Below are 23,135 nucleotides of genomic sequence, written 5' to 3'. Positions count from 1 at the left end.
GTAACAGGGGTCCAGCCGGGGCATGGTCGAGCCCTCCTGACACGATGACCCCATGAGCTCCCCCACCGCAGACGTGTCCGTCCGTGTCGCCTGGGCCGACGACGCCCCCGGCATCGCCGGGGTGCAGGTCCGCGGCTGGCGGACGGCGTACGACGGGGTGCTGCCCGCTGACGTGCTCGACGCGTTCACGCCCGACGAGGTGGCCGCCGCCTGGCGCGAGTCACTCGGCCGCCCGAAGGATGCCCGCAACCGTGTGCTCGTCGCGCTCGAACGCAACCGGATCACCGGATTCGCGGTCGTCTCCCCTGCCGGGGACCCGGACTGCGACCCGATCGCCGACGGCGAGGTCGCGGAGTTCGTGGTCGACCCCGACGAGCTGGGCAAGGGCCACGGCTCGCGCCTGATCCAGGCCTGCGCCGACACCCTGCGGGCCGACCGGTTCCAACGTGCGGTCAGCTGGGTCAACGCCACCGACGACGCGCACCGCGCATTCTTCGAGAGTGCCGGTTGGGCGCCGGACACTGCGCACCGCGAGCTCGACCTGCACGGCGACGGCAGCGTCACGGTCAAGCAGGTCCGACTGCACACCGCTCTCTAGGGCCTTGCACGTTTCCCCGGTGCACCGGGGAAACATGTACTCCCCACGTCAGATTCGCCGTGGGGAGTACATGTTCTGCCCGGGGAGTGAGCCCGGGCGTGTGCTCAGCCGACCGAGACGGCGCTCCAGGCTGCGGCCACGGTGTTGTACTGCGCGCTGCCCTGGCCGTAGAGGTCCTTGGCGGCGTTCAGGGTGGCCGTGCGGGCCTGGGCGTACGTCGTGCCGGACGTCATGTAGACGTCGAGCGCACGGAACCAGATCTTGGCGGCCGCGTCGCGACCGATGCCGGTGATCGTGGACCCGTTGCAGGTCGGCGAGTTGTGCGCCTTGCCGCCGATCGTCTTCGCGCCCGAACCCTCGGCGAGCAGGTAGAAGAAGTGGTTGCCCACGCCCGAGGAGTAGTGCACGTCGAGGTTCTTCGTGCCCGTGGTCCAGCAGTCCTGCGAGGCGCCGTCACTGCTCGGCTTGTCCATCCGGCGGAAGCCGGCGTGGTTCTTCAGGTCGAACTGCTCACCGATGAAGTAGTCACCCGGGTCGGCCGAGTTGGCGGCGTAGAACTCCACCATCGTGCCGAAGATGTCGGACGTCGCCTCGTTGAGGCCACCGGACTCCCCGGAGTAGGTCAGGCCGGCGGTGTGCTCGGTGACGCCGTGCGACATCTCGTGACCGGCCACGTCGAGCGCGACCAGCGGGCCGAACTCGACACCGTCGCCGTCGCCGTACGTCATCTTCTCGCCGTCCCAGAAGGCGTTCACGTAGCCGTTGCCGTAGTGGACCCGGCTCGGGGCACCCGTGCCGTTGCCGAAGATGCCGTTGCGGCCGTGGACGTTCTTGAAGTAGTCCCAGGTCTTCGCGGCGCCGTAGACCGCGTCGGCGGCGGCGCTCTGCCGGTCTGAGTTGGTGCCGTTGCCGAACGTGTTGTCGGGACTGTTGATGGCGGTGCCGTTGGTGCAGCCGATGCCGAGCAGGGTGCAGAGGACGGAGTCCTCCTTGTTGCCCATGTCGGTGGTCTTGGAGTTGCCGTGCACCGGGTCGGTGAGGGTGTACGTCGACCCCGACAGGGTCACCGGGATCGTCACGTCGCCGCTGTAGAGCGTGTCGCCGTGGCCGTCGACGTTGACGATCTCCTGCTCGGTGCGGAGCACCTTGCCGGTCTTCGCGTCGACGTACGTCGCGAGGCGGCTGGGCGTGCCGTCGGCCTGCAGACCAGAGCTCATCACCCGCCAGGCCAGGCGCGGGTTGGCCAGGGTCGCGTCGACGAGCAGGGTCGCGTTCCCCTGCTGCTTGACCTTGCTGATCGTGCGGCTCGCCTTGCTGGTCAACGACAGTGCTTCGGCGCGTGCGGCCGGCACGACAGGAGTGACATCGAGCCCGAGTGACGTGCGGAGGGTCTGGCTCACGCCGACCAGGTCACCGGAGGCGGCCTGGTGGACGACGAGGTCGCCACCGACCACGGGCAGCCCGTGGTACGTCCGCTGCATGCGGACGTGGGTCGTGCCGTCGGCGTCGACGACGGTGCGGCCGACCTGGAAGGCCTGGCCGTCGGCCGCGCGGGCAGCGCCGGGGTGGGCGTTGAGCGCCGCGACGGCTTCGTCCTTCTTGGGCTGGGGCGCCTCGGCGCCGGCCGGGGCTGAGAAAGCAACACTGGTGGCGAGGGTGGCCAGACCGAGCGCTGCCCATGCTGGGGTGATTCGCATGTGGGTGAACCTTTCGTGCATCTCGGGGTCTCCCTCCCCAACGCAGACCCTTTCATTACCGAGAGGTAACCCGAAAGGGCTCACGGACTGCAATTTGTTGCAACTTTGCGCCGGACAGAAAGGTGCAGACGGCCCATCGCAGATCGGGCCGCCTCGTCGCGGCAGCCTTCGGACGCCGACCCGGGGCCCGATCCAGGGCTCAGTCGAGGTCGAGGAAGTGCTCGAGCCCGACGGTCAGTCCGGGTCGCCCGGCGATCGCGCGCAGGCCGGTCAGCACGCCGGGACTGAACGAGGCCCGGTCCATGGAGTCGTGCCGGATGGTCAGGGTCTCCCCCGGACCGCCGAGGATCACTTCCTGGTGGGCGACCATGCCACGGATGCGCAGGCCGTGCACGCGGACACCGTCGACGTCTGCGCCGCGCGCCCCGTCGAGCGAGGTGGAGGTGGCGTCGGGCATCGGCGCCGAACCGGCCTCGCGCCGCGCGGCCGCAATGAGTTCCGCCGTACGGCGTGCCGTGCCCGAGGGCGCGTCGGCCTTGTCGGGGTGGTGCAGCTCGACGACCTCGACGGACTCGTAGAACGGCGCGGCAGCCGCGGCGAACCGCATCATCAGGATCGCGCCGATCGAGAAGTTCGGCGCGATGAGGACGCCGGTGCCGGGCGAAGCGGCCAGCCAGGTCTCCAGCTGGGCAAGGCGCTGGTCGTCGAAGCCCGTGGTGCCGACGACGGCATGGATGCCGTGGTCGATGCAGAACTCGAGGTTGTCCATGACGACGTCGGGGTGGGTGAAGTCGACGACGGCCTGCGCCCCGGCCTCGACCAGGGCCGCGATGTCGTCACCGGCGTCGATGCCGGCCACCAGTTCGGTGTCGTCGGCAGCCTCGACCGCCCGGCAGATCTCTGCCCCCACCTTGCCTCGCGCGCCGAGCACGCCCACCCTCAATTTCGTCGCTGTCACGGGGGCAAACCTACGCGACGCGATGTCCGACAGGGGGAGGGTGGCGACGAATGGGCACGGGTAGTGGCAGGCTTGACCCCATGGTGCTGCAGACGATCCCCGCGCGAATTCGGTGGGCGGTGGACGTGATAGATGTCCAACCGGGCGACCAGGTCCTCGAAGTCGGGTGCGGACAAGGCCAGGCGGCCGAGCTGATCTGCAGCCGACTCGAGACCGGGAAGCTGCTTGCGATAGACCGTTCCGAGTCTGGCGTCGACCGCACCAAGCGACGCTGCGCGAACTACATCACCTCCGGACGACTCGCCGTACGACACATCGACCTGGCCACCCTCCGGGTGCCGGTGAAGCGCCTGGACAAGGTCTTCGCGTTCAACGTCAACCTCTTCTGGGTGCGCGACTGCCAGGACGAACTGGCGTTGCTCCACGAGCGGCTCTCCACCGGCGGCACCCTCGCCCTCTTCTACGACGCAGCCCGCCCGGAACAGCTGCCCACCGCCCTGGAGAAGGCTTCTGCGGCCCTGGTCCAGGCGGGCTTCCGGGTCGGTGTCGTCGAGAGCAAGAACCCGGCCGTGGTCGGCCTGCTCGGACGTCGCTGACATAAGTCAGCATCCTGATATGTCTTTGCATAAGGTTTTTTCCTGAAGTAGCCTGTGATCAGGACAGGACCTCCAGGAGGGCTGATGACCGTCTTCGTGCTCACCGTCGACCAGCGCGACAGCCGCACCCATGACGACCTGGTGCCGGACGCCGTCGTGGCCCACTCCGGCGGCCTGCTCCCCTTCGAACGCACCGCCGGGGACGAGATGCAGGCGGTGTACGACGACCCCGCCGCGGTCGCCACCGTCGTCGAACAGCTGCTGCGCGTGGGGCACTGGAACATCGGTGTGGGCATCGGCACCATCGAACAGCCCCTCCCCGAGACTGCCCGGGCCGGGCGCGGGCCTGCGTACCTCCATGCCCGCACCGCGGTGACCCGGGCCAAGAACTCCCCCGGACGGATCTGCGCTGTCGGTGCCGACGACTACCGTGCCGGTCAGCTGGAAGGCGTCCTCTGGCTGTGGGCGGCCCTGCTGGGCCGGCGCAGCGAGCGGGGCTGGGCCGTCGCCGACCTGGTCGCCGAGGGGCTCACCCACCAGGCCGTGGGTGAGCGGCTCGGCATCAGCCAGTCGGCGGTGACCCAGCGGGCGCGGGCGGCCGGGCTGCCCGAGGGAGACCGTGCCCGCCAGCTGGTCCGACAACTGCTCGAGGAGATGAAGGAGGACTGATGAGCGCCGTCCTCCTTGCCGTCCTGGCCGTCGGCACCGGCCTGGCCGTCGCCGGCTGGCGACTGCGCGCCGCGGGCCTGCACCTCGTCACCGCCGCACTCTGTGCCGGGCTGGGATTCACCGCGGTGGTGCTGGCCGTGCGCGACACGACCGTGCTCGAGCCCGACGCACCCCTCGCGGCAGGTGTCGTGCTGGCCGGACTTCTCGCGATCGCCGGTGGCAGCGTGGTGACCTCGAGCGTCTTCGCGCTGATCGACGGCCGCGACTCCGGGGAGTCGGGGTCCATGCGGCGGGCCGGCGAGGTGCTCCGCGGCGGTGCCTGGATCGGCGGCCTCGAGCGTGGGGCGGTGTTCGCCACGATCGTCGCGGGCTGGCTCGAGGGCATCGCGATCACGCTCGCCCTCAAGGGGCTCGGCCGCTACCCCGAGCTGCGCACCGAAACACCCGGGGCCGCGGAGCGCTTCATCATCGACACCTTCACCAGCGTGCTCTGGGCAGTCGCCTGCGCCGGAACCGCCCACCTCATGACGTAGGGGCGGGCTCCTCGGCCGTCTCCGGCCCGACGATGGCCAGCACCTCGGGCTGGGCGAAGAGCTCGGCCGCCAGGATGCGCACGTCGTCGAGAGTGACGGCGTCGATGCGGGCCAGCACCTCGTCGATGCTGAGCAGCTCGTCGTGCACGAGCTCGGCCTTGCCGATGCGCGACATCCGCGAACCGGAGTCCTCGAGGCCGAGCACCAGCCCGCCACGGAGCTGTCCCTTGCCGCGGTCGAGCTCTTCGGCGGTGATGCCGTGGGCGGCCACCTTGCGCAGCTCGTCACGCACCACGTCGAGCACCTGGTCGAGCTTGTCGGGCAGGCACCCGACCGAGACACCGACCATGCCCGCGTCGGCGTGGTGGCTGGCGAACGAGAAGACCGAGTAGGCCAGCCCGCGTCGTTCGCGCACCTCCTGGAAGAGCCGTGACGAGGTGCCGCCGCCGAGGGCGGTGTTGAGCACACCGAGCGCGAACCGGCGCTCGTCGCTGCGGGTGAGGCCGTTGACCCCGAGCACGACGTTGACCTGCTCGATGGGCCGGTGGGCGCTGATCGTGCCGGCACGCAGCTTGCGGGCCGAGGGGCTGATCAGCGGAGCCCGCGGCACGTCGTTGCCGGCCAGGAAGCCGTTGCGGCCGAAGGCGGTGCGCACCTGGCGCACGACCGTGGCGTGGTCGAGGTTGCCCGCGACCGCCACCACCATGTTGCCGGCGCGGTAGTGGTTCTTGTAGAAGCGGCTGATCTGGGTGCGGGTCAACGCGTCGATCGACGCCTCGGTGCCGGCAATGGGCCGGCCGAGTCGGGTGTCGCCGTACGCCTGGGCCGCGAAGAGGTTGTGGACGACGTCATCGGGGTCGTCGTCGTGCATCGCGATCTCGTCGAGGATCACGTCGCGCTCGGCCTCGACGTCGTCGGAGGTCAGCGTGGAGTTGGTGATCATGTCGCCGATCACGTCGACTGCCAGGGGCAGGTCGTGGTCGAGCACCCGGGCGTGGAAGCAGGTGTACTCCTTGGCGGTGAACGCGTTGAACTCGCCGCCGACCGCGTCGAGCGCCACGGAGATGTCCATCGCGGAACGCTCGCGGGTGCCCTTGAAGAGCAGGTGCTCGAGGAAGTGCGAGGCGCCGTGGAGGGTGGGCGTCTCGTCGCGCGAGCCGACGCCGACCCAGACGCCGATGCAGGCCGAGCGGACACCGGCCATCTGCTCGGTCACCACGCGCAGGCCGCCGGGCAGGACGGTTCGGCGCACGCGGGAGACCACCTGGCCGTCGTCGTCCTTGACGGTCAGCAGGGTGCGGGTGGAGCCCACCTTCTGGGGAACGGACGACCGGCCAGCAGAACCCTGCTGGCCGGTCGCCCGGTTGTTGCTGCTGGTCACACTCAGCCTTCGCTGCCGTCCTCGGCCGGAGCGGCATCCTCGTCGGACGAGGTGGCCTCGTCGGAGGCGCCCTCCTCGACGACGGGGATCAGCGAGAGCTTGCCGCGGTCGTCGATCTCGGCGATCTGGACCTGGACCTTCTGGCCCACGGAGACGACGTCCTCGACGGCGTCGACGCGCTTGCCACCGGCCAGCGAACGGAGCTTGCTGATGTGCAGCAGGCCGTCCTTGCCCGGGAGCAGCGAGACGAACGCGCCGAAGTTGGTCGTCTTGACGACGGTGCCGAGGTAGCGCTCGCCGACCTCGGGCATGGTCGGGTTGGCGATCGCGTTGACCATGGCGCGGGCGGCCTCGGCCGCTTCACCGTTGGTCGCACCGATGTAGACCGTGCCGTCGTCCTCGATCGACAGGTTCGCGCCCGTGTCGTCCTGGATCTGGTTGATGACCTTGCCCTTCGGGCCGATGACCTCGCCGATCTTGTCGACGGGGACGCGCACGCTGATGATGCGCGGCGCGTGCACCGACATCTCGTCGGGGGCGTCGATGGCCTCGGCCATCACCTCGAGGATCGCGAGGCGGGCTTCACGGGCCTGGGTCAGCGCACCGGCCAGGACCTCGGCGGGGATGCCGTCGAGCTTGGTGTCGAGCTGGAGTGCGGTCACGAACTCCTTGGTGCCGGCGACCTTGAAGTCCATGTCGCCGAAGGCGTCCTCGGCACCGAGGATGTCGGTCAGCGCGACGTAGCGCGTCTCGCCGTCGACCTCGTCGGAGATGAGGCCCATGGCGATACCGGCGACGGCGGCCCGGAGCGGGACACCTGCCTGCAGCAGCGACAGCGTCGAGGCGCAGACCGAGCCCATCGAGGTGGAGCCGTTGGAGCCCATGGCCTCGGAGAGCTGGCGGATCGCGTAGGGGAACTCCTCGCGGGTCGGCAGCACGGGGAGGATGGCGCGGCGCGCGAGCGCACCGTGACCGACCTCGCGACGCTTCGGCGAACCGACGCGGCCCGTCTCACCGGTGGAGAACGGCGGGAAGACGTACTTGTGCATGTAGCGACGCGACTTCTCCGGGGAGAGCGTGTCGAGCTTCTGCTCGAGGGTCAGCATGTTGAGTGTGGAGACACCCAGGATCTGGGTCTCGCCGCGCTCGAACAGCGCCGAACCGTGGACCCGCGGGATCACGCCGACCTCGGCGTGCAGCGGACGGATGTCGGCCAGGCCGCGACCGTCGATGCGCACCTTGTCGCGCAGGACGCGCTCACGGACGAGCTGCTTGTTCAGCGAGCGGAACGCTGCGCCGATCTCCTTCTCACGGCCCTCGAAGCTCTCGGCGAGCTTCTCGAGCAGCGACGCCTTGATCCCGTCGAGCTTCTCCTCGCGCTCCTGCTTGCCCGCGATGGTCAGCGCCTCAGCGGTCTCGGCGCGCACAGCGGCCTCGACGGCCGCGTAGGCGTCGTCCTCGTAGTCGAGGAAGATCGGGAACTCCTGGACCGGCTTGGCGGCTTCCTTGGCGAGCTCGGCCTGGGCGGCGCAGAGCTGCTTGATGAACGGCTTCGCCGCGTCGAGGCCCTGAGCCACGACCTCTTCGGTCGGCGCCTGGACGCCGCCCTGGATGAGCACCCATGCGCCCTCGGTGGCCTCGGCCTCGACCATCATGATCGCGACGTCACCGGAGTCGGTGACCCGACCGGCGACGACCATGTCGAAGACCGCGGTCTCGAGCTGGCTGTGCGACGGGAAGGCAACCCACTGACCCTCGATGAGGGCCACGCGGACGCCACCGACCGGGCCGGAGAACGGCAGGCCGGAGAGCTGGGTGGAGAGCGACGCGGCGTTGATCGCCAGCACGTCGTAGGGAGCGTCGGGGTTCAGGGCCATCACGGTGATGACGACCTGGACCTCGTTGCGCAGGCCCTTCTTGAAGGTCGGGCGCAGCGGCCGGTCGATCAGGCGGCAGGTGAGGATCGCGTCCTCGCCCGGGCGGCCTTCGCTACGGAAGAACGAGCCGGGGATCTGGCCCGCGGCGTACATCCGCTCCTCGACGTCGATCGTCAAGGGGAAGAAGTCGAAGTGGTCCTTGGGGTGCTTGCCGGCCGTGGTGGCCGAGAGCAGCATCGTGTCGTCGTCGAGGTAGGCGGTCACCGAACCGGCGGCCTGACGGGCCAGCAGCCCGGTCTCGAACTTGACGGTGCGGGTGCCGAACTTGCCGTTGTCGATAACGGTTTCGACTGCGGAGATGACGGGTCCGTCCGCGTTGATTTCTGACAAGGGTTCAATCCCTATTCTGTTCGCGGAGCGATCCGCGCGTCCGCCTCTGCTGAGCCCGGGGGCACTCGCGTTGGCGGGGCATCGAAGTGCTTCCCGCCTGTCTCGAGTGAGACGGGGCCGGTCTTCGATCGAGGCCCGCAGATCTCTCGCTCGGTGATCGAGCGGGTCGAGATCCTGAAGGCCACTACCGAGGACCGGGCCGGACGTGGTGCGGGTCGCTCCTGGTGATGTGGTTCAACGTATTGAGTTGTGCTGGAACCAGCATGACCCCAACGGTCGATGCGGGCAAATACGCCTACGAGCGGCCACCCCGGGTGGGGTGACCGCTCGCGGGATCAGCGGCGGAGGCCGAGGCGCTCGACGATCGACCGGTAACGGTCGATCTCCGTCTTCTGCAGGTAGTTGAGAAGGCGGCGGCGCTGGCCGACCAGCAGAAGCAGGCCACGACGGCTGTGGTGGTCGTGCTTGTGCGTCTTGAGGTGCTCGGTCAGGTGCGAGATGCGGTGGCTGAGCAGCGCGATCTGAACCTCCGGCGAACCGGTGTCGCCCTCGGACTTGCCGTACTCGGCGATGATCTTCTTCTTGGTCTCCGCGTCGGTACCAATCGACATTCGAGGACTCCTTCCGGCCCTGACGGGCATTCGTTGCGCGGCGCGCCGGGGCCTGTTCACCCGGGCACTATGGTTCCGCGGCCGTTCTGACGGCGATGTCGCCCTACGGGCAACCGGTCAAGACTAACAGCGGGCCGAAGGCTTCTCCGAATCGAGATCAGGCGACCCGGACGGGGTGCCTGACCACCGCGTCGAAGAAGTACCCGCCGTCGTTGTACGGCGTGGACTCGGGCTGGGTGCGACCTGCGGAGTCGGTGGCCCGGGCCATCAGGACGTGGCCTCCCCGGGCGGGGCGCTCCCAGTCGAACCGCCACTGCGTCCAGCCGCCGGGACGCTCGGGACGCAGCAGGCGCGCGTCGCGCCACGACGCACCGTCGTCCGTGCTCACCTCGACGCGTGCGATGGCACCCGCCCCGCTCCAGGAACGGCCGTGGAGCGTCACCTGTCGACGTCGCTCGATGACCTGGCCCCGGGCCAGTTCCCACGCAGAGCGCACCGGGTTGACCGTGAGCGGCTTCGTGTCCGCCGGATGGTCGCCGCCGGTCATGCGGTACCAATTCGTGTTCCACGGCGAGGTGAGCTCGCGCGTGGAGATCTCGAGGGAGCCGAGCCACTTGATGCTGGCGATGCCGACCCAGCCCGGGAGCACGAGGCGGACCGGGAAGCCGTGGTCGGGCAGCAGGTCCAGTCCGTTCATCCCCCAGGCCAGGATCGCGTCGTCGAGCGCCTTGTCGACCGGGAACGGTCGTCGTACCCGGCCGTAGTCAACTCCCCCGGAGACATAGTTGTCGTCAAGGCCGGTCGCCTGGATCGAGACTGCGTCGGGCCTGATGCCGAGACGGCGCAGCACGTGCGCGAGCCGCACGCCCTCCCAGCGGACCGTCCCCACGGCGCCCAGGGTCCACGCGGTGCCGGACGGAGCCTGGCCCTGCTGGGTCGCGAAGAACGAGCGTCCGTTGCCCGTGCACTCGTGCGTGGTGGTGACCCGCGTGTGCGGGAGCCGGCGCAGCTCGGCGTACGACAGGGCAAGGGCGTCGCCCTCACCCTTCGGCGAGGCCAGTCCGTCGCCGAAGACCCTCAGTCGCCACGCGTCCGCGTCGATCAACGGAGTCCTCGTGTGGTTGCGCACGAACAGGCGCGACTGGGGGGTGAGGTACTCGTGCGCACCGACCGAGCTCCACCTCATCTCGGCGTTCGTGCCGAAGTCGATGAACTGGTCGGCCGGCAGGGGCTTGAGGATCGGGCCGGTCGCGACCACTCCGGCCACCGCGCGCACCGCCAGGCCGGGAGCAGCCATCACCGCACCCACCGCTGCGGCACTGCTCAGAAAGGTACGACGTGAGGTCCGGGCATCCATGCTCAGACATTAACACTATTGACTTACTGTAGTTATGCTGTTCCGGAGTCATGGGTCGACGGCTGGACGACCGGCTGGCCGCTCGGCGTCGCGTGCGCGGCCGGGGCGTAGGGCGTCGCCTGGCCGGGAGCGCCGTACGGCGTCGCCCGCGGCCTGCCGGTGACCCAGATGAGGAGCACCGCAAGGCCGACGAAGAAACCGAAGAACACGCCCCAGTAGTAGCCGTGGATCAGCGACCCACGCACCAACGCATGGGTGAAGACGACCGCGCCGTCGTCGTCCTTCAACCGCGCACGGAAACCTCCAGCACCCTCGCTGGCGCTCCTCCCCTCGGCACGAACGTGGCACGATCGCAGGATGAGCGAGAAGCGCATCGGCGTGTGCAACCTCTGTGAGGCGATCTGCGGGCTCGAGCTGACGGTGGAGGGCGACCGGGTCACCGCCGTGCGCGGGAACAAGGACGATCCCCTGTCCCGCGGCCACATCTGCCCCAAAGGGGTGGCCATCGGCGACATCCACGCCGACCACGACCGCCTCCGACGACCGGTACGTCGGGTCGGCGACACCTGGGAGGAGATCGGCTGGGACGAGGCCTTCGACCTGGTCGCCGACGGACTGGCGAAGGCGATCAACGACCACGGTCGCGACGCGCTCGGCATCTACCTGGGCAATCCCAACGTGCACAGCCTCGGCTCGATGACCCACGGCACCGCGATGGTGAAGACGTTCCGCACCCGCAACAAGTTCAGCGCCACCTCCGTCGACCAGCTCCCCCACCAGCTGCTGGCCCACCTGCTCTACGGCCACCAGCTGCTGCTGCCGATCCCCGACATAGACCGGACGTCGTACTTCCTGGTCTTCGGCGCCAACCCGATGGCCTCGAACGGTTCCTTGATGACCGTGCCGGACTTCCCCGCCCGGTTGCGCGCCCTGCACGACCGCGGCGGGCGCATGGTCGTGCTCGACCCCCGGCGCACCGAGACCGCCCGGGTCGCCGACGAGCACCACTTCGTGCGCCCCGGCACCGACGCCTGGATCCTGCTGGCGATGCTGCGCACCGTGCTCGCCGAGGGGCTCGCCACTCCCCCGGCGTACGTCGACGGGCTGCCGGAGGTGACCTCGGCGATCACCGCGTTCACCCCCGAGCTCGCCGAACGGGCCAGCGGACTGCCCGCCGACGAGATCCGGCGACTGGCCCGCGACTTCGCGGCCGCCGACGGTGCTGCGGCGTACGGCCGGATCGGGGTCTCCACGACCAGGTTCGGCAGCGTGTGCCAGTGGGCGGTGCAGCTGCTCAACCTGGTCACTGGCAACCTCGACCGGGTCGGCGGCGTGATGCTCACCAACCCGGCCATCGACGCCGTGGGCACGGGGTTGATCGGCCGCGGCCACCACGACGTGTGGCGCTCGCGGGTGCGGGACCTACCGGAGTTCGGCGGCGAGCTGCCGGTCTCCGTGCTGGCCGAGGAGATCGAGACACCGGGCGACGGACAGGTCCGCGCGCTGCTCACCCTGGCGGGCAACCCGGTGCTCTCCACGCCCGACGGTGCCCGACTCGAGCGGGCCGTCACCGGCCTGGACTTCGTGGCCGCGGTCGACATCTACGTCAACGAGACCACCCGGCACGCCGACGTGATCCTGCCGCCGACCACCGCTCTCGAGCGCGACCACTACGACCTCGTCTTCCACCTGCTCGCCGTACGCAACACGGCCCGCTTCACCCCGGCTGTCTTCGACAAGGCCCGCGACCAGCGCCACGACTGGGAGATCTACCGCGAGATCGCGCTGCGTACGGCGTCACGGCTGCACCAGCGCAAGCCCCTGGCCAGGCGGCTCAAGGAACGCGCCCGCCTGACCATGAGTCCGACGTTCCTGATCGGCATGCTGCTGCGCACCAGCAGGTCCGGCGTCACGATCACCGACCTGCGCAAGAACCCGTCCGGCGTCGACCTCGGGCCGCTGCAACCAGACCAGCTGCCCGACCGCCTGCAGACCGACGACGGTCGCATCGATGCCGCGGTGCCGCTGGTCCTCGATGAGCTGCCCCGGTTGCTGGAGGAGCCGCTCCCCGCGACCGGCGAGCTCCTGCTGATCGGCCGTCGCCACAAGCAGGACTGCAACTCATGGATGCACAACTCCGAGCGGCTCACCAAGGGCCGGCCCCGCCACCAGCTGCTGATGAACGGCGCCGACCTGGCCGAGCGCGGCATCGCCGACGGTGCGACGGTCACGGTGCGTTCGCGGGTCGGCGAGGTGCAGGTGGAGGTGAGTGCCACCGACGACGTGATGCCCGGCGTGGTCTCACTCCCCCACGGCTACGGCCACCAGCGTGAAGGCGTCTTGATGGAACGGGCCCGTGAGGTCGTCGGTGTCTCCATCAACGACCTCACGGACCCCGAGCGCCTCGACGTCAGCGGAAACGCCGCACTGAGCGGCGTCCCCGTGACCGTCTCGGCGTCACGATCATGACTTCGCGCTGACCAGCTCCGGCTCGTCGGGCGAGGCCGACGCACCGGCTGGGTCGCGATCCAGCCGGCTCGGCCACCAGATCTTGTTGCCGAGGTCGAGGTTGAGCGCGGTGACCAGCACCGAGCGCACGACCATCGTGTCGAGCATGACGCCCAACGCGACCGCCACACCGATCTCGGCGAACGCGACCAGCGGCATGGTGCCGAGGACGAGGAAGGTCGCGGCCAGCACCAGCCCCGCCGAGGTGATGACGCCACCCGTCGCGGCCAGGGCCACCAGTGCTCCCTTGCGGGTGCCCAACGTCGCGGTCTCCTCGCGGACCCGGGTCATCAGGAAGATGTTGTAGTCGATGCCCAGGGCCACCAGGAAGACGAAGACGAACAGTGGCAGGGAGGCGTCGGCCCCGGCGAACCCGAACACGTAGTGGAACAGCAGCGCGCTCAGGCCCAGTGCGGCCCCGAATGACAGGACCACGGTCAGCATCAGCAGCAGCGGTGCCAGCAACGCCCTCAGCAGGACCATCAGGATCACCATCACCACGAGCAGCACGAGCGGGATGATCACCTGGTTGTCGTGGTTGTTGGCGTGGTCCATGTCGAGAAGGATCGCGCTGGTGCCGCCCACGAGGGCGTCGGCGCCGTCGACCGTGCCCACCGCGTCACGCGCTCTCTCGACCGTCGCGAAGGAGTCCTGGGACGTCGCGTCGGTGGTCAGCGGCGCGCTCACCAGTGTCGTGCCGTCGGCGTCGGGCGAGACGAATGTCGGTCCGAGACCGTCGACACCCTTGAGCGCCTCCTCCACGGCCGGTGCCTCCGCAGTGTTCGTGGCGACCATCAACGGCGACGAGGTGTCGGCCATGTCGTGGGCGTTGAGCACCTTCTGCCCGACGATCGAGTCGAACTCCTTGGTGTACTGCTCCTCGTTGGTCAGCCCGTTGGCGTCGAGCTTGAACAGACCGAGGCAGGCGATCGCCAGCAGGACCGACGTACCGATCCAGACCTTGCGCGGCGACACCGAGATCCGGGTGCCCAGGCGGGCCCAGAAGCCCGTCGAGGTCGGCTCGGCAGTGTCGAAGACCGGGCGCTTGGGCCAGAAGATCCACCGGCCGGTGACCACCAGCAGTGCCGGCAGCAGGGTGATCATCACGAGCAGGGCGACGCCGATGCCGATCGCGGCCACCGGGCCGAGTCCGGCGGTGGAGTTCATGTCGGCGAAGAGCAGGCACAGCATGCCCAGGATCACGGTCGCGGCGCTGGCCACGATCGCCGGTGCGGCACGGTGCAGGGCGAAGGCCATCGCCTCGTGCCGGTCCTCGTGTCGACGGAGCTCTTCCCGGTATCTCGCGACCAGCAACAACGCGTAGTCGGTGCCGGCGCCGAAGACGAGCACGGTCAGGATGCCCTGGCTCTGCCCGTTGACGGTGAGGTCGCCGTACTCGGCGGCGAAGTAGATCACCGCCTGCGCGACGAACAGCGCCACGACCGCGGAGAGGACCGGCAGCAGCCAGAGAACCGGGCTGCGGTAGGTGAGCAGCAGGATGATGATGACCACTCCACCAGCCGCGAAGAGCAGGTTGGAGTCGAGCCCCTCGAACGCCTCGGCGGAGTCGGCGGCCTGCCCACCCCCACCCGCGACGTGGACCTGGAGTCCGTCGCCCTCGGGTGCGATGTCGCGGATCTTGTCGACCGCGCCGGGCATCTCGTTCCACCCGTTCTTGCCGAAGTCGAAGGTGACCAGCGTCTGCGCCACCTCACCGTCCTTCGACACCCCGGTGGGCAGGGTGAAGGGGTCGGCCACCGGCTTGGTGACGCCCTTCAGCTTGCCCAGCTCGACGGCCTGCTCGGCGATGGCGGCCTTGTCGGCCGACGTCAGGCCGCCGTCTCGTTGGTAGACCACGATGGTCGGGATCTCGTCGGGGTTCTGGAACTTGTCCAGCTTCTCCAGGGCGAGTGTGGACTCGGCGTCCCCGGGCAACCAGGAGGCCGCTTCGTTGTTCTGCACGTCGGTCAGCTTCTGGGCGAACCCGGCGGCCACGACCATCAGGCCGAGCCAGAAGACGACGACGATCCATTTGGTGACTCGGCCGGTGAGCTTTCCGGCAATCTGACGGTGCATGTCTCGAGACTCCCAGCGGTGGGTGGTGGTGCGCATCAGGAAAAGCCCCTAGGTGTTCCCTTATCCCCAATCGGGGGTACCTCAGGAGCTGTGAGCAAGGGCGTGACGGAGGTTCTGACCCCCGCCGCGCCCTGAATTCATCGCTTCCCGGGGCTTCAGACCAGGGCGTAGCCCGGGTCGTTCTCCGCCACCTGCTCACCGCGCGCGTCCTTCGGCCGACCGGGCCAGGCCCGGTCACCGAGCAGCACGAGGATCGCCGGCAGCATCACCAGCCGGATGACGGTCGCGTCGATGAGGATCGCGGCCGAGAGGCCGACGCCCATCATCTTCATCTCCATCATGCTCAGCGTCGCGAAGATCGCGAACACGGAGACCATCACCGCCGCGGCACTGGTCACGACACCGGCGGTGTCGGCGACGCCCTTGCGCACCGCCAGGCGCGTCGGCATTCCGGCCTCGACGTACTCACGAACCCGCCCGAGCACGAACACGTGGTAGTCCATCGAGAGCCCGACCAGAACCACCAGCACGAACATCGGGATCCAGTCGATCACGAAGCCGGGGCTGGAGAAGTCGAGCAGGTCGGCGCCCCAGCCGTGCTGGAAGACCAGCGTGATCAGGCCGAACGCGACTCCCACCGAGAGCAGGTTCAGCCCGGTCGAGACCAACGCGATCGGCACGCTGCGGAACGCGAAGCCCATCATCACCATGGTGAGCAGCAGGATGAACCCGATCACCAGCGGCAGATAGCTGTTGAGGTGGTCGACCATGTCGTACGACGACGCGGCCCCACCACCGACGGCGTAGGTCGCGCCCGTGTCGTCGAGCACCGGCGGCAGCACGTCGTCGCGCAGGGTCTCCAGTGCCCGGTCGACCCGGTCGTCGGCCTCGTCGTACGGCATGGCCAGGGTCAGCACCGAGGTCTCGCCGTCCTTCGAGGTCCGGATCGGGTCGGCTCCAGCAGAGACGAAGCGGCCGGTCTCGAGGGCTGCCTCCTGCACCTGGTCGAGCGCCGCCCGGGCGTCATCACCTCCGCCCCGGACGACCACCTCGGCTGCCGGCCCTTCACTGGGGAACTTGTCGGCCACGGCGCGCAGCGTCTGGACCTCCTCGATCTTGGTGGGCAGGGTCTCGAGACTGCCTGAGTGGAGCTTCATGCCGAGCGCGGGGACGGCCAGCGCTCCGACTGCCAGGACAGAGACGACCAGCGCGGCCGCGGGTCGGCGTACGACCGGTGCCAGGACGCGGCTGCTGATGCCACCGGCGCCGATGCGGCGGTTCATCCGCCACAGCAACGGCACGCGGGGGCGGTCCACCCAACGGCCCAGCTTGACCAGCAGGGCGGGGAGCACCGTGATGGAGCCGAGCACGGCGATCGCGACGACCAGGATCGATCCCGCGGCCAGCGAGTTGAAGGTGGCACCGCCGACCACGAAGAGTCCGCTCATCGAGGCGATCACGGCGAAGCCCGAGACCAGGATCGAGTGGCCCGAGGTCTCGGCGGCGATCTCGACGGCGTCGAGGGTGGTGCGGCCCTTCGCGCGTTCCTCTCGCTCGCGCTTGAGATAGAAGAGTGAGTAGTCGACGCCGACGGCCATGCCGATCAGCACGATCATGCTGCTGACCGTGTCTTCAGCGTGGATCAGGTGCGACAGCGGCGCGGTGAGCCCCATGGTCGCGGTGACACTCGTCACGGCGAGGAGGACGGGGATGCCGGCGGCGATCAGGGCACCGAAGGCGATCAGCATCAGGATCAGCGTGATCGGCACACTGGTGGCCTCGGCGGAGGAGAGGTCGTCGGCGACCTGGTCGTTGATCGCGTCGTCGACGGAGTTGTCACCCGCCTGGCCGATCTGCAGGTCGGTGTGGTCGGCGGCGACGTCCTCGGTCACTGCTTGCAGGTCCGTGACGTCTTCCTGGTCGCGGGCCAGCTGCACCGAGACCAGCAGCGCGGACCGGTCCTCGCTCCACTGGGGCTCGGCGACCGCGTCGACGCCGTCGGTGGCGCGCATCCGCTCGGTGAGCTCTGCCGCCGCGGCTTCCGCCTTCGCCTGGTCGAGGTCGCCGTCCGCGGTGATCAGCACGACCTCGCTGTCGGGGTTGTCGAGGCCGGCGTCCTCGATCATCTGGGTGGCCCGCCCCCACTCCCCCATGTAGTAGTCCTCGCCGTCCGCGTTGACGGTCGGCACCGCCATCGCGAGCCCGACGGAGACGGCGACGAAGCCGACCCAGGCGAGAATCGCCCGCCAGGGATGGGTTGCGCTCCACCGGGCGGCCTTCAGCGAGAGGCCGGCGAGCGGGTTGTGGACTGCCATGTCCGTGCTCCTTCAAGAGTCTGGTCTGTTGCGTCCAGCCTTGTGGCCCGACGAGCTCCGGTCAGGGGCGCTGGTTCCACGACGGGGGTGGACCCAGCACCACTGTCCGGAGTCGGGGAATCAGGGAGGATGGCGGCATGGAAGAGAAGCCAGGCCCGTTGCGGCTCACCGGATTCGCGGCCCTCCAGCTGCTGATGTTTCCGCTCGTGCTCGTGACGGTCGTGTTCGTCGTGCTCGGCGGCGTGCTGACGGTGGTCACCGTGGGCATCCCGATCCTGCTGGCCGCCCTTCCGTCCTTGCACTGGATCACCGACCGGCACCGGTCGATGGCGGCGCAGACGCTCGGGCACGACGTGCCGGCGAACCGCCTGCCCTCGACGGGCCAGCCGCTCTTCACCCGCCTCCAGACCTGGGCCCGCGACCCGATGACCTGGCGCGAGCTCACCTGGGCACTGGTCATCGTGCCGGTCGGCTTCATCCTCAGCCTGCTGACCGTGCTGCTGTTGCTGGTCGTGGTGACCGGTGCCTTCTGGTGGTACGGCGCTCCGCACATCATGCGACTGCGCGCCATGCTCGACCGGGCGCTGCTCAGCCGCGGCCACACCGGCCAGCTCGAGCAGCGAGTCGTCGACCTGACCGTCTCGCGCGCCGACACCGTCGACCACTCGGCAGCGGAGCTGCGGCGCATCGAGCGCGACCTGCACGACGGCGCCCAGGCCCGACTGGTCGCCCTCGGCATGACGCTGGGCATGGCCGACGACCTCTTCGCGCGGGACCCGGAGGCGGCCCGCAAGCTGGTCACCGAGGCCCGCGACACGACCGGCGCAGCGCTCGGCGACCTGCGCTCCGTGGTGCGCGGCATCCACCCGCCGGTGCTGGCCGACCGAGGCCTCGCAGGCGCCGTACAGGCCCTGGCCCTCGACATGGCGGTGCCGGTCGAGGTCACCACCGACCTGGCAGGACGACCGCCGGCTCCGGTCGAGTCCGCGGTCTACTTCGCGATCGCCGAGTGCCTGGCCAACATCGGCAAGCACGCGGCCGCGGCCAACGGCTGGGTCGAGCTGCGCTGGACCGACGGATGCCTCCACGCCGTCGTCGGCGACGACGGCCGGGGCGGTGCCGACGTGAACGCGGGCACCGGCATGCGGGGGGTCATGCGGCGGCTGGCTGCGTTTGACGGCACGATGAGGGTGTCGAGTCCCGCTGGAGGTCCGACGCTGATCACCCTGGAGGTTCCGTGCGCCTTGTCGTTGCCGAGGACAACGCCCTCCTCCGGGACGGCCTGATCCGGCTGCTGGAGGCCAACGGCGCCACGATCGTGGCAGCCGTCGACAATGCGACCACGCTCGCCGTCGCCCTGCGTGAGAACGAGGCCGACGGTGCCGTGCTCGACGTACGCATGCCGCCGACCTTCACCGACGAGGGCCTGCGCGCGGCGATCGACATCCGCGCCGAGCGGACCGGGTTCCCGGTCATGGTGCTCTCGCAGTACGTCGAGCAGCTCTATGCCCGCGAGCTCCTGGCCAGCGGCCAGGGGGCGGTGGGCTACCTGCTCAAGGACCGGGTCGCCAACGTGGGTGAGTTCGTCGACGGCGTACGCCGGGTCGTGGCCGGCGGCACCGTCATCGACCCGGAGGTGATCTCCACGATCATGGCCAAGCGCGAGGAGCCGGTCGACAGGCTGACCCCGCGCGAGCAGGAGGTGCTGGCCCTGATGGCCGAGGGCCGCTCGAACCAGGCGATCGCCAGCGCCCTGTTCGTCACCGAGAAGGCCGTGGCCAAGCACACGAACAGCATCTTCGCGAAGCTCGACCTGCCCGTGGCCGACGACGACAACCGTCGGGTGCGTGCCGTGCTGGCCTGGCTACGCGTCTGAAGGTCGAGTGCCGAGGTGGCGGCCCGAGCAACCACTTCAGCACTCAACCCCGGCGCATCGAGCGGTAGACCACCCGGGCACTGACCGCGCGCTCGAGCTCGCGGGTGATCGAGGTGAACAACTGCTTGCGGTAGAGCTCGTCGGTGACGGCGTAGACCGCGAAGTAGAGCCCGCTGAACGCGGCGAGGAAGACCGAGACCTGCACCAGCTCGCGGCTGACCGGTCCGAGGAAGGTCTCGGGGCTGTGGCCGACCCAGGTTTCGATGACCGCGTCGTCCATGGCCACCACGCCGAAGAGGATGAAGAACGCGAACACCGAGAGGGACAACAGCAGCACCTGCACGATCTGGGCGACCAGGAGCACCAGCACCAGGTTGGCCTTCTGCAACCCGGTCACCTCCGGTGGGACGGGGAGCTGCGTGTGGGTCTCGCGCAGCCGGTTCGCCTCGGCCTCGAGCGGGGTGCCTCGGCAGGCGCCAGAGAGTCTGGTGATGTCGAAGTCCCGGTCGAAGGCGTCGAGCTCCTCCGGCAGCCGCGAGAGCAGGAAGCCCACCGCGATCGCCGCGAACAGCATCACGGCCGCCCACATGATGCCGCCGTCGAGAGTCGCCCCGACCTGCCAGACCTCGGCGTTGATGAACAGGAAAGTGATGAACAGCAGCAGCAACGGCAGCGCCCGGGTCACCAGCGGGACCATCAGGCTCAGCGAGCCCAGCGTCTGGCCGGCCGCCCACCGGATCCACAGCCACGCCTTCAGGGTCAGCAGCCCGTAGACGCCGAAGACACCGGCAAGCGTGGTGAGGGCGCTGGAGACGCCGTACGACACCTGGTCGGCCCACAGCCCGACGGCCAGGCCGACCGGGACGGCCAGCACGACGCCGACGACGAGGACAGCCAGCAGCCGGGACGGGCGCATCCGCCGGCCGACGTCCTCGCGGATGCCGTCGACGAAGTAGGGCAGGCCGTTGGCGACGAACCAGTCCTCGACCGCCGCGACGTCGGCCCGGTCCGCCACGTCAGAGCCCGAGGATCTCGCGGGTGCGGTCGACGTCGCCGTGCATCGTCTCGACCAGCTTCTCCACGCCCTCGAAGGCGACCATGCCGCGGATCCGCTCGACGAACTCCACCTCGACCTCCACGCCGTACAGGTCCAGGTCGGTGCGGTCGAGCACGTAGGACTCGACACGACGCTCGCGCACCCCGTCGAAGGTGGGGTTGGTGCCGACGCTGATCGCGGCGGGGAACGTCTCGTCGGTGTCGAGGCGGCGCAGCCACCCGGCGTACACGCCGTCGGCGGGGACCGCTGCTGCACCCGTGGTGGGCACGTTGGCCGTGGGGAAGCCGAGCTCGCGGCCGCGCTGGTCGCCCTTGACCACGACGCCCCGCACGGTCACCGGACGACCCAGGGCCTCGGCAGCGCCCGAGACGTCGCCGGCGGCGAGGCAGGTGCGCACGTAGGTCGAGGACCAGACCTGCGGGCCGCCGTCGAGGGCGATGCCCTCGGCGACGAAGTCGCGGCTCGCCCCAGTCGCCCGGAGGGTGTTCACGTCGCCCGCGGCGCGGTTGCCGAAGCGGAAGTTGGCACCGACCACGACGGCCCTTGCCTTCAGTGCGGTGACGAGCACCCGGTCAATGAACTCCTCGGGAGTCCACCCCGCGATCTCGCGGTCGAACGGCAGGACCAGGACGCCGTCGGCTCCGGCCTCGCCGAGCAGCCGGGCACGGTCCTCGATGGTGCTCAGCGTCGAGGGTGCGTGCTCCGGACGCAGCACGGCCATCGGGTGCGGGTCGAAGGTCACCGCCACGACGTGCGCGATGCCCAGCTCGTCGCCTACTTCTCGCGCCCGTCGTACGACGTGCTGGTGTCCGAGGTGGACACCGTCGAAGTTGCCAATCGTCACCACGGTGCGACCGATGCCGTCGGGCACGTCGGTCAGGGAACGCCAGATCTGCACAGCCAGAACTCTCCCATATCGATACTCCCTGACGTTTGCGCCCTCACCCCTGGATACTCCCTGACGTTTCGGTCCTTGAGCCTCAAGGACCGAAACGTCAGGGAGTATCGCCTCGGAGGGACCGAAACGTCAGGGACTACCGGTGAAGACGGCGACCGGCTTGGCCAGCACGCCCGACGCCTCCGACGCGACCGGTTCGTAGAGGGCGAGGAACTCGCCGTCGGGGGCGAAGACCGCGGTCAGCCCCTCGAGGTCGATGGCGAGCTTGCGGCCCACGCGTACGTCGACCTCCTGCGCGTCGTCCAGCTCGTACGCCGGGAAGGTGGCCCGCGCCGCGTCGGCGATCGGCACCATCGCGAACTCGTCGTTCAGCTGATCGAGCGTGCGTGCGACGGAGAGGTCGAAGCCGCCGACCGCCGTACGCCGCAGGGCGGTCAGGTGTCCACCGACACCCAGTGCCACACCGACGTCGCGGGCGATCGCGCGGATGTAGGTGCCGCTCGAGCAGCGCACCGAGATGTCGACGTCCAGCCAGTCGCCGACGACCCGTTGATCGAGCACCTCCAGCGCATGGATGGTCACCGGGCGGGCCTTGAGCGCGACGGCCTCACCGTCACGGACGCGTTGGTAGGCGCGCTTGCCGTCGACCTTGATCGCCGACACCGCGGTCGGCACCTGCTCGATGTCGCCCACCAGACGGGCGAACTCGGCCTCGACCAGTCCCGGCTGTTGGTTGGCCGCGACCGCCTCGGCGATGACTTCGCCCTCGGCGTCGTCGGTGGTCGTCGAGACGCCGAGGCGCACCGTGGCGTCGTACCCCTTCTGGGTCAGCATCAGGTGTCCGAGGAGCCGGGTGGCCCGGTTGACGCCGAGCACCAGCACCCCGGTTGCCATCGGGTCGAGCGTGCCGGCATGGCCGACCTTGCGGGTGCCGGCCAGGCGGCGTACCCGCGCGACCACGTCGTGCGAGGTCATGCCCCCGGACTTGTCGACCACGACCAGTCCGGCGGCACCGGCGGCGTTCACGCCTCGTCGGCCTCGTCTGCCTCGTCCGCGGCGTCCTCGTCGACGCGCGGCTTCTTGTAGGCGTCCTCGCCGGCGGCGTACGTCGCACCCTCACGGGTCGCGGCGACCTGCTCGTCGATCTGCCGGGCGCGAGCGAGTACGTCGTCCAGCTGGCGAGCCGTCTCCGGCAGTGCGTCGTGGATGAACTCGAGCGTCGGCACGTGGCGGATGCCCAGCTGCTTGCCGACCTCGGCACGGATCAGCCCCTTGGCCGACTCCAGCGCAGCGGCGGTGCCGGCCAGCGAGTCCTCTTCACCGAGCACCGTGTAGAAGACGGTCGCGTGCTGGCTGTCGCCGGAGACCCGCACGTCGGTGACGGTCACGAACCCGAGACGAGGGTCCTTGACCCGCCGCTCCAGCATCTCGGCGACGATGATCTTGATCCGGTCCGCAATCTTGCGAACCCGTGGGCTGGCCATGGTTCCTCCTGGAAGTACGTGCGCGGGACAAGCCCGCGAAGAATGAGTCTAGGTCCCCGCATTGACGGGTCCGGTTGTGGGCGGGACTGCATTGGCCTGCACGGGGTGACGACCTGCGGCCGGAGCCGCGCCTGCCCGGGGCGGCGTAAAGGGGCTTGGCCGCGGCGCGCGCAGCGAAGAGCAGCAAAGGAGACGCTTCCGCGCGACGCGCCGCCGCAGCGCCCCGGGTTGGTGCGGCGCGGGCCCGGCAACAG

Annotated in this window: 20 protein-coding genes; 7 read left to right on the top strand and 13 right to left on the bottom strand. The window is 69.6% G+C overall.

From position 1 onward, the window contains the following. Nucleotides 1–52 precede the first annotated feature (52 nt). Complete coding sequence (locus tag ASD30_RS02555; protein WP_056676496.1) at nucleotides 53–598, top strand: GNAT family N-acetyltransferase; 546 nt, start codon at nucleotides 53–55, stop codon at nucleotides 596–598. A 104-nt stretch (nucleotides 599–702) separates the two neighbouring features. Here ASD30_RS02555 and ASD30_RS02550 read toward each other — a convergent pair whose 3' ends face one another. Together ASD30_RS02550 and dapB are read right to left on the bottom strand one after the other, a co-directional pair. Then, nucleotides 703–2,295: a M4 family metallopeptidase gene (locus ASD30_RS02550; RefSeq protein WP_235532481.1), complete on the bottom strand. Its 1,593-nt coding sequence runs from the start codon at nucleotides 2,293–2,295 to the stop codon at nucleotides 703–705. Nucleotides 2,296–2,494: 199 nt separating this feature from the next. Beyond that, the gene (dapB, locus tag ASD30_RS02545) at nucleotides 2,495–3,238 is read right to left on the bottom strand and encodes a 4-hydroxy-tetrahydrodipicolinate reductase (RefSeq protein WP_200950054.1); all 744 of its coding nucleotides are present in this window, start codon (nucleotides 3,236–3,238) and stop codon (nucleotides 2,495–2,497) included. Between the two features lie 95 nt (nucleotides 3,239–3,333). On the opposite strand from dapB, the gene ASD30_RS02540 reads away from it, so the two are divergent. The 3 genes from ASD30_RS02540 (at nucleotide 3,334) to ASD30_RS02530 (ending at nucleotide 5,051) form a co-directional block, all read left to right on the top strand. Continuing rightward, the gene (locus ASD30_RS02540) at nucleotides 3,334–3,849 is read left to right on the top strand and encodes a class I SAM-dependent methyltransferase (RefSeq protein ID WP_056676488.1); all 516 of its coding nucleotides are present in this window, start codon (nucleotides 3,334–3,336) and stop codon (nucleotides 3,847–3,849) included. 84 nt (nucleotides 3,850–3,933) lie between these two features. Further along, nucleotides 3,934–4,518: a hypothetical protein gene (locus ASD30_RS02535; RefSeq protein ID WP_056676486.1), complete on the top strand. Its 585-nt coding sequence runs from the start codon at nucleotides 3,934–3,936 to the stop codon at nucleotides 4,516–4,518. Further along, nucleotides 4,518–5,051: a hypothetical protein gene (locus tag ASD30_RS02530; RefSeq protein ID WP_056676484.1), complete on the top strand. Its 534-nt coding sequence runs from the start codon at nucleotides 4,518–4,520 to the stop codon at nucleotides 5,049–5,051. The genes ASD30_RS02535 and ASD30_RS02530 overlap by 1 nt, the downstream gene beginning before the upstream one ends. On the opposite strand, the gene ASD30_RS02525 is transcribed toward ASD30_RS02530, so the two are convergent. The 5 genes from ASD30_RS02525 to ASD30_RS02505 form a co-directional block, all read right to left on the bottom strand. Continuing rightward, nucleotides 5,041–6,432 (bottom strand): M16 family metallopeptidase, encoded by a 1,392-nt coding sequence (locus ASD30_RS02525; protein ID WP_056676481.1) that lies wholly within the window; start codon nucleotides 6,430–6,432, stop codon nucleotides 5,041–5,043. The genes ASD30_RS02530 and ASD30_RS02525 overlap by 11 nt on opposite strands. 2 nt (nucleotides 6,433–6,434) lie before the next feature. After that, nucleotides 6,435–8,690 (bottom strand): polyribonucleotide nucleotidyltransferase, encoded by a 2,256-nt coding sequence (locus tag ASD30_RS02520; protein WP_056679148.1) that lies wholly within the window; start codon nucleotides 8,688–8,690, stop codon nucleotides 6,435–6,437. A 344-nt stretch (nucleotides 8,691–9,034) separates the two neighbouring features. Further along, the gene (gene rpsO, locus ASD30_RS02515) at nucleotides 9,035–9,310 is read right to left on the bottom strand and encodes a 30S ribosomal protein S15 (protein ID WP_056676478.1); all 276 of its coding nucleotides are present in this window, start codon (nucleotides 9,308–9,310) and stop codon (nucleotides 9,035–9,037) included. A 157-nt stretch (nucleotides 9,311–9,467) separates the two neighbouring features. Beyond that, nucleotides 9,468–10,667: a sulfite oxidase gene (locus ASD30_RS02510; RefSeq protein ID WP_056676475.1), complete on the bottom strand. Its 1,200-nt coding sequence runs from the start codon at nucleotides 10,665–10,667 to the stop codon at nucleotides 9,468–9,470. 32 nt (nucleotides 10,668–10,699) lie between these two features. Then, nucleotides 10,700–10,954, bottom strand: coding sequence for a hypothetical protein (locus ASD30_RS02505; RefSeq protein ID WP_056676472.1), 255 nt, complete (start codon nucleotides 10,952–10,954; stop codon nucleotides 10,700–10,702). Between the two features lie 70 nt (nucleotides 10,955–11,024). On the opposite strand from ASD30_RS02505, the gene ASD30_RS02500 reads away from it, so the two are divergent. Then, nucleotides 11,025–13,136, top strand: coding sequence for a molybdopterin-dependent oxidoreductase (locus tag ASD30_RS02500; RefSeq protein ID WP_056676469.1), 2,112 nt, complete (start codon nucleotides 11,025–11,027; stop codon nucleotides 13,134–13,136). Here the strand turns inward: ASD30_RS02500 and ASD30_RS02495 are convergent. After that, the gene (locus ASD30_RS02495; protein WP_056679145.1) at nucleotides 13,131–15,251 is read right to left on the bottom strand and encodes an MMPL family transporter; all 2,121 of its coding nucleotides are present in this window, start codon (nucleotides 15,249–15,251) and stop codon (nucleotides 13,131–13,133) included. The genes ASD30_RS02500 and ASD30_RS02495 overlap by 6 nt on opposite strands. Nucleotides 15,252–15,406: 155 nt before the next feature. After that, complete coding sequence (locus ASD30_RS02490; protein WP_056676468.1) at nucleotides 15,407–17,566, bottom strand: MMPL family transporter; 2,160 nt, start codon at nucleotides 17,564–17,566, stop codon at nucleotides 15,407–15,409. A gap of 137 nt (nucleotides 17,567–17,703) precedes the next feature. On the opposite strand from ASD30_RS02490, the gene ASD30_RS02485 reads away from it, so the two are divergent. Continuing rightward, complete coding sequence (locus ASD30_RS02485) at nucleotides 17,704–18,852, top strand: sensor histidine kinase (protein ID WP_056676465.1); 1,149 nt, start codon at nucleotides 17,704–17,706, stop codon at nucleotides 18,850–18,852. After that, nucleotides 18,804–19,442 (top strand): LuxR C-terminal-related transcriptional regulator, encoded by a 639-nt coding sequence (locus tag ASD30_RS02480; protein WP_056676462.1) that lies wholly within the window; start codon nucleotides 18,804–18,806, stop codon nucleotides 19,440–19,442. Before ASD30_RS02485 ends, ASD30_RS02480 begins: the two co-directional genes overlap by 49 nt. Nucleotides 19,443–19,485: 43 nt before the next feature. On the opposite strand, the gene ASD30_RS02475 is transcribed toward ASD30_RS02480, so the two are convergent. The 4 genes from ASD30_RS02475 to rbfA form a co-directional block, all read right to left on the bottom strand. After that, nucleotides 19,486–20,457 carry a hypothetical protein gene (locus tag ASD30_RS02475; protein WP_056676459.1) on the bottom strand — a complete coding sequence of 324 codons (972 nt, stop codon included), beginning with the start codon at nucleotides 20,455–20,457 and terminating at the stop codon, nucleotides 19,486–19,488. 1 nt (nucleotide 20,458) lies between these two features. Continuing rightward, on the bottom strand, nucleotides 20,459–21,397 hold the full coding sequence (locus ASD30_RS02470) for a bifunctional riboflavin kinase/FAD synthetase (protein WP_056676457.1): 939 nt from the start codon (nucleotides 21,395–21,397) through the stop codon (nucleotides 20,459–20,461). A gap of 129 nt (nucleotides 21,398–21,526) precedes the next feature. Then, on the bottom strand, nucleotides 21,527–22,423 hold the full coding sequence (gene truB / locus ASD30_RS02465; protein WP_268788271.1) for a tRNA pseudouridine(55) synthase TruB: 897 nt from the start codon (nucleotides 22,421–22,423) through the stop codon (nucleotides 21,527–21,529). Next, nucleotides 22,420–22,881, bottom strand: a complete 462-nt coding sequence (gene rbfA / locus ASD30_RS02460) for a 30S ribosome-binding factor RbfA (protein WP_056676454.1) — start codon at nucleotides 22,879–22,881, stop codon at nucleotides 22,420–22,422. Before rbfA ends, truB begins: the two co-directional genes overlap by 4 nt. Nucleotides 22,882–23,135 lie beyond the last annotated feature (254 nt).

Source organism: Nocardioides sp. Root140 (assembly GCF_001426745.1).
Lineage (GTDB): Bacteria > Actinomycetota > Actinomycetes > Propionibacteriales > Nocardioidaceae > Nocardioides.
The sequence above is the reverse complement of the archived record's forward strand: the minus strand, read 5'-3'. Positions and strand labels throughout refer to the sequence as shown.

What these genes read in the sequence shown, in the direction of transcription:
- ASD30_RS02555 (WP_056676496.1), top strand. Translation starts at nt 53, where the DNA reads ATGAGCTCCCCCACCGCAGACGTGTCCGTCCGTGTCGCCTGGGCCGAC.
- ASD30_RS02550 (WP_235532481.1), bottom strand. Translation starts at nt 2,295, where the DNA reads ATGCGAATCACCCCAGCATGGGCAGCGCTCGGTCTGGCCACCCTCGCC.
- ASD30_RS02540 (WP_056676488.1), top strand. Translation starts at nt 3,334, where the DNA reads ATGGTGCTGCAGACGATCCCCGCGCGAATTCGGTGGGCGGTGGACGTG.
- ASD30_RS02535 (WP_056676486.1), top strand. Translation starts at nt 3,934, where the DNA reads ATGACCGTCTTCGTGCTCACCGTCGACCAGCGCGACAGCCGCACCCAT.
- ASD30_RS02530 (WP_056676484.1), top strand. Translation starts at nt 4,518, where the DNA reads ATGAGCGCCGTCCTCCTTGCCGTCCTGGCCGTCGGCACCGGCCTGGCC.
- rpsO (WP_056676478.1), bottom strand. Translation starts at nt 9,310, where the DNA reads ATGTCGATTGGTACCGACGCGGAGACCAAGAAGAAGATCATCGCCGAG.
- ASD30_RS02510 (WP_056676475.1), bottom strand. Translation starts at nt 10,667, where the DNA reads ATGGATGCCCGGACCTCACGTCGTACCTTTCTGAGCAGTGCCGCAGCG.
- ASD30_RS02500 (WP_056676469.1), top strand. Translation starts at nt 11,025, where the DNA reads ATGAGCGAGAAGCGCATCGGCGTGTGCAACCTCTGTGAGGCGATCTGC.
- ASD30_RS02495 (WP_056679145.1), bottom strand. Translation starts at nt 15,251, where the DNA reads ATGCACCGTCAGATTGCCGGAAAGCTCACCGGCCGAGTCACCAAATGG.
- ASD30_RS02490 (WP_056676468.1), bottom strand. Translation starts at nt 17,566, where the DNA reads ATGGCAGTCCACAACCCGCTCGCCGGCCTCTCGCTGAAGGCCGCCCGG.
- ASD30_RS02485 (WP_056676465.1), top strand. Translation starts at nt 17,704, where the DNA reads ATGGAAGAGAAGCCAGGCCCGTTGCGGCTCACCGGATTCGCGGCCCTC.
- rbfA (WP_056676454.1), bottom strand. Translation starts at nt 22,881, where the DNA reads ATGGCCAGCCCACGGGTTCGCAAGATTGCGGACCGGATCAAGATCATC.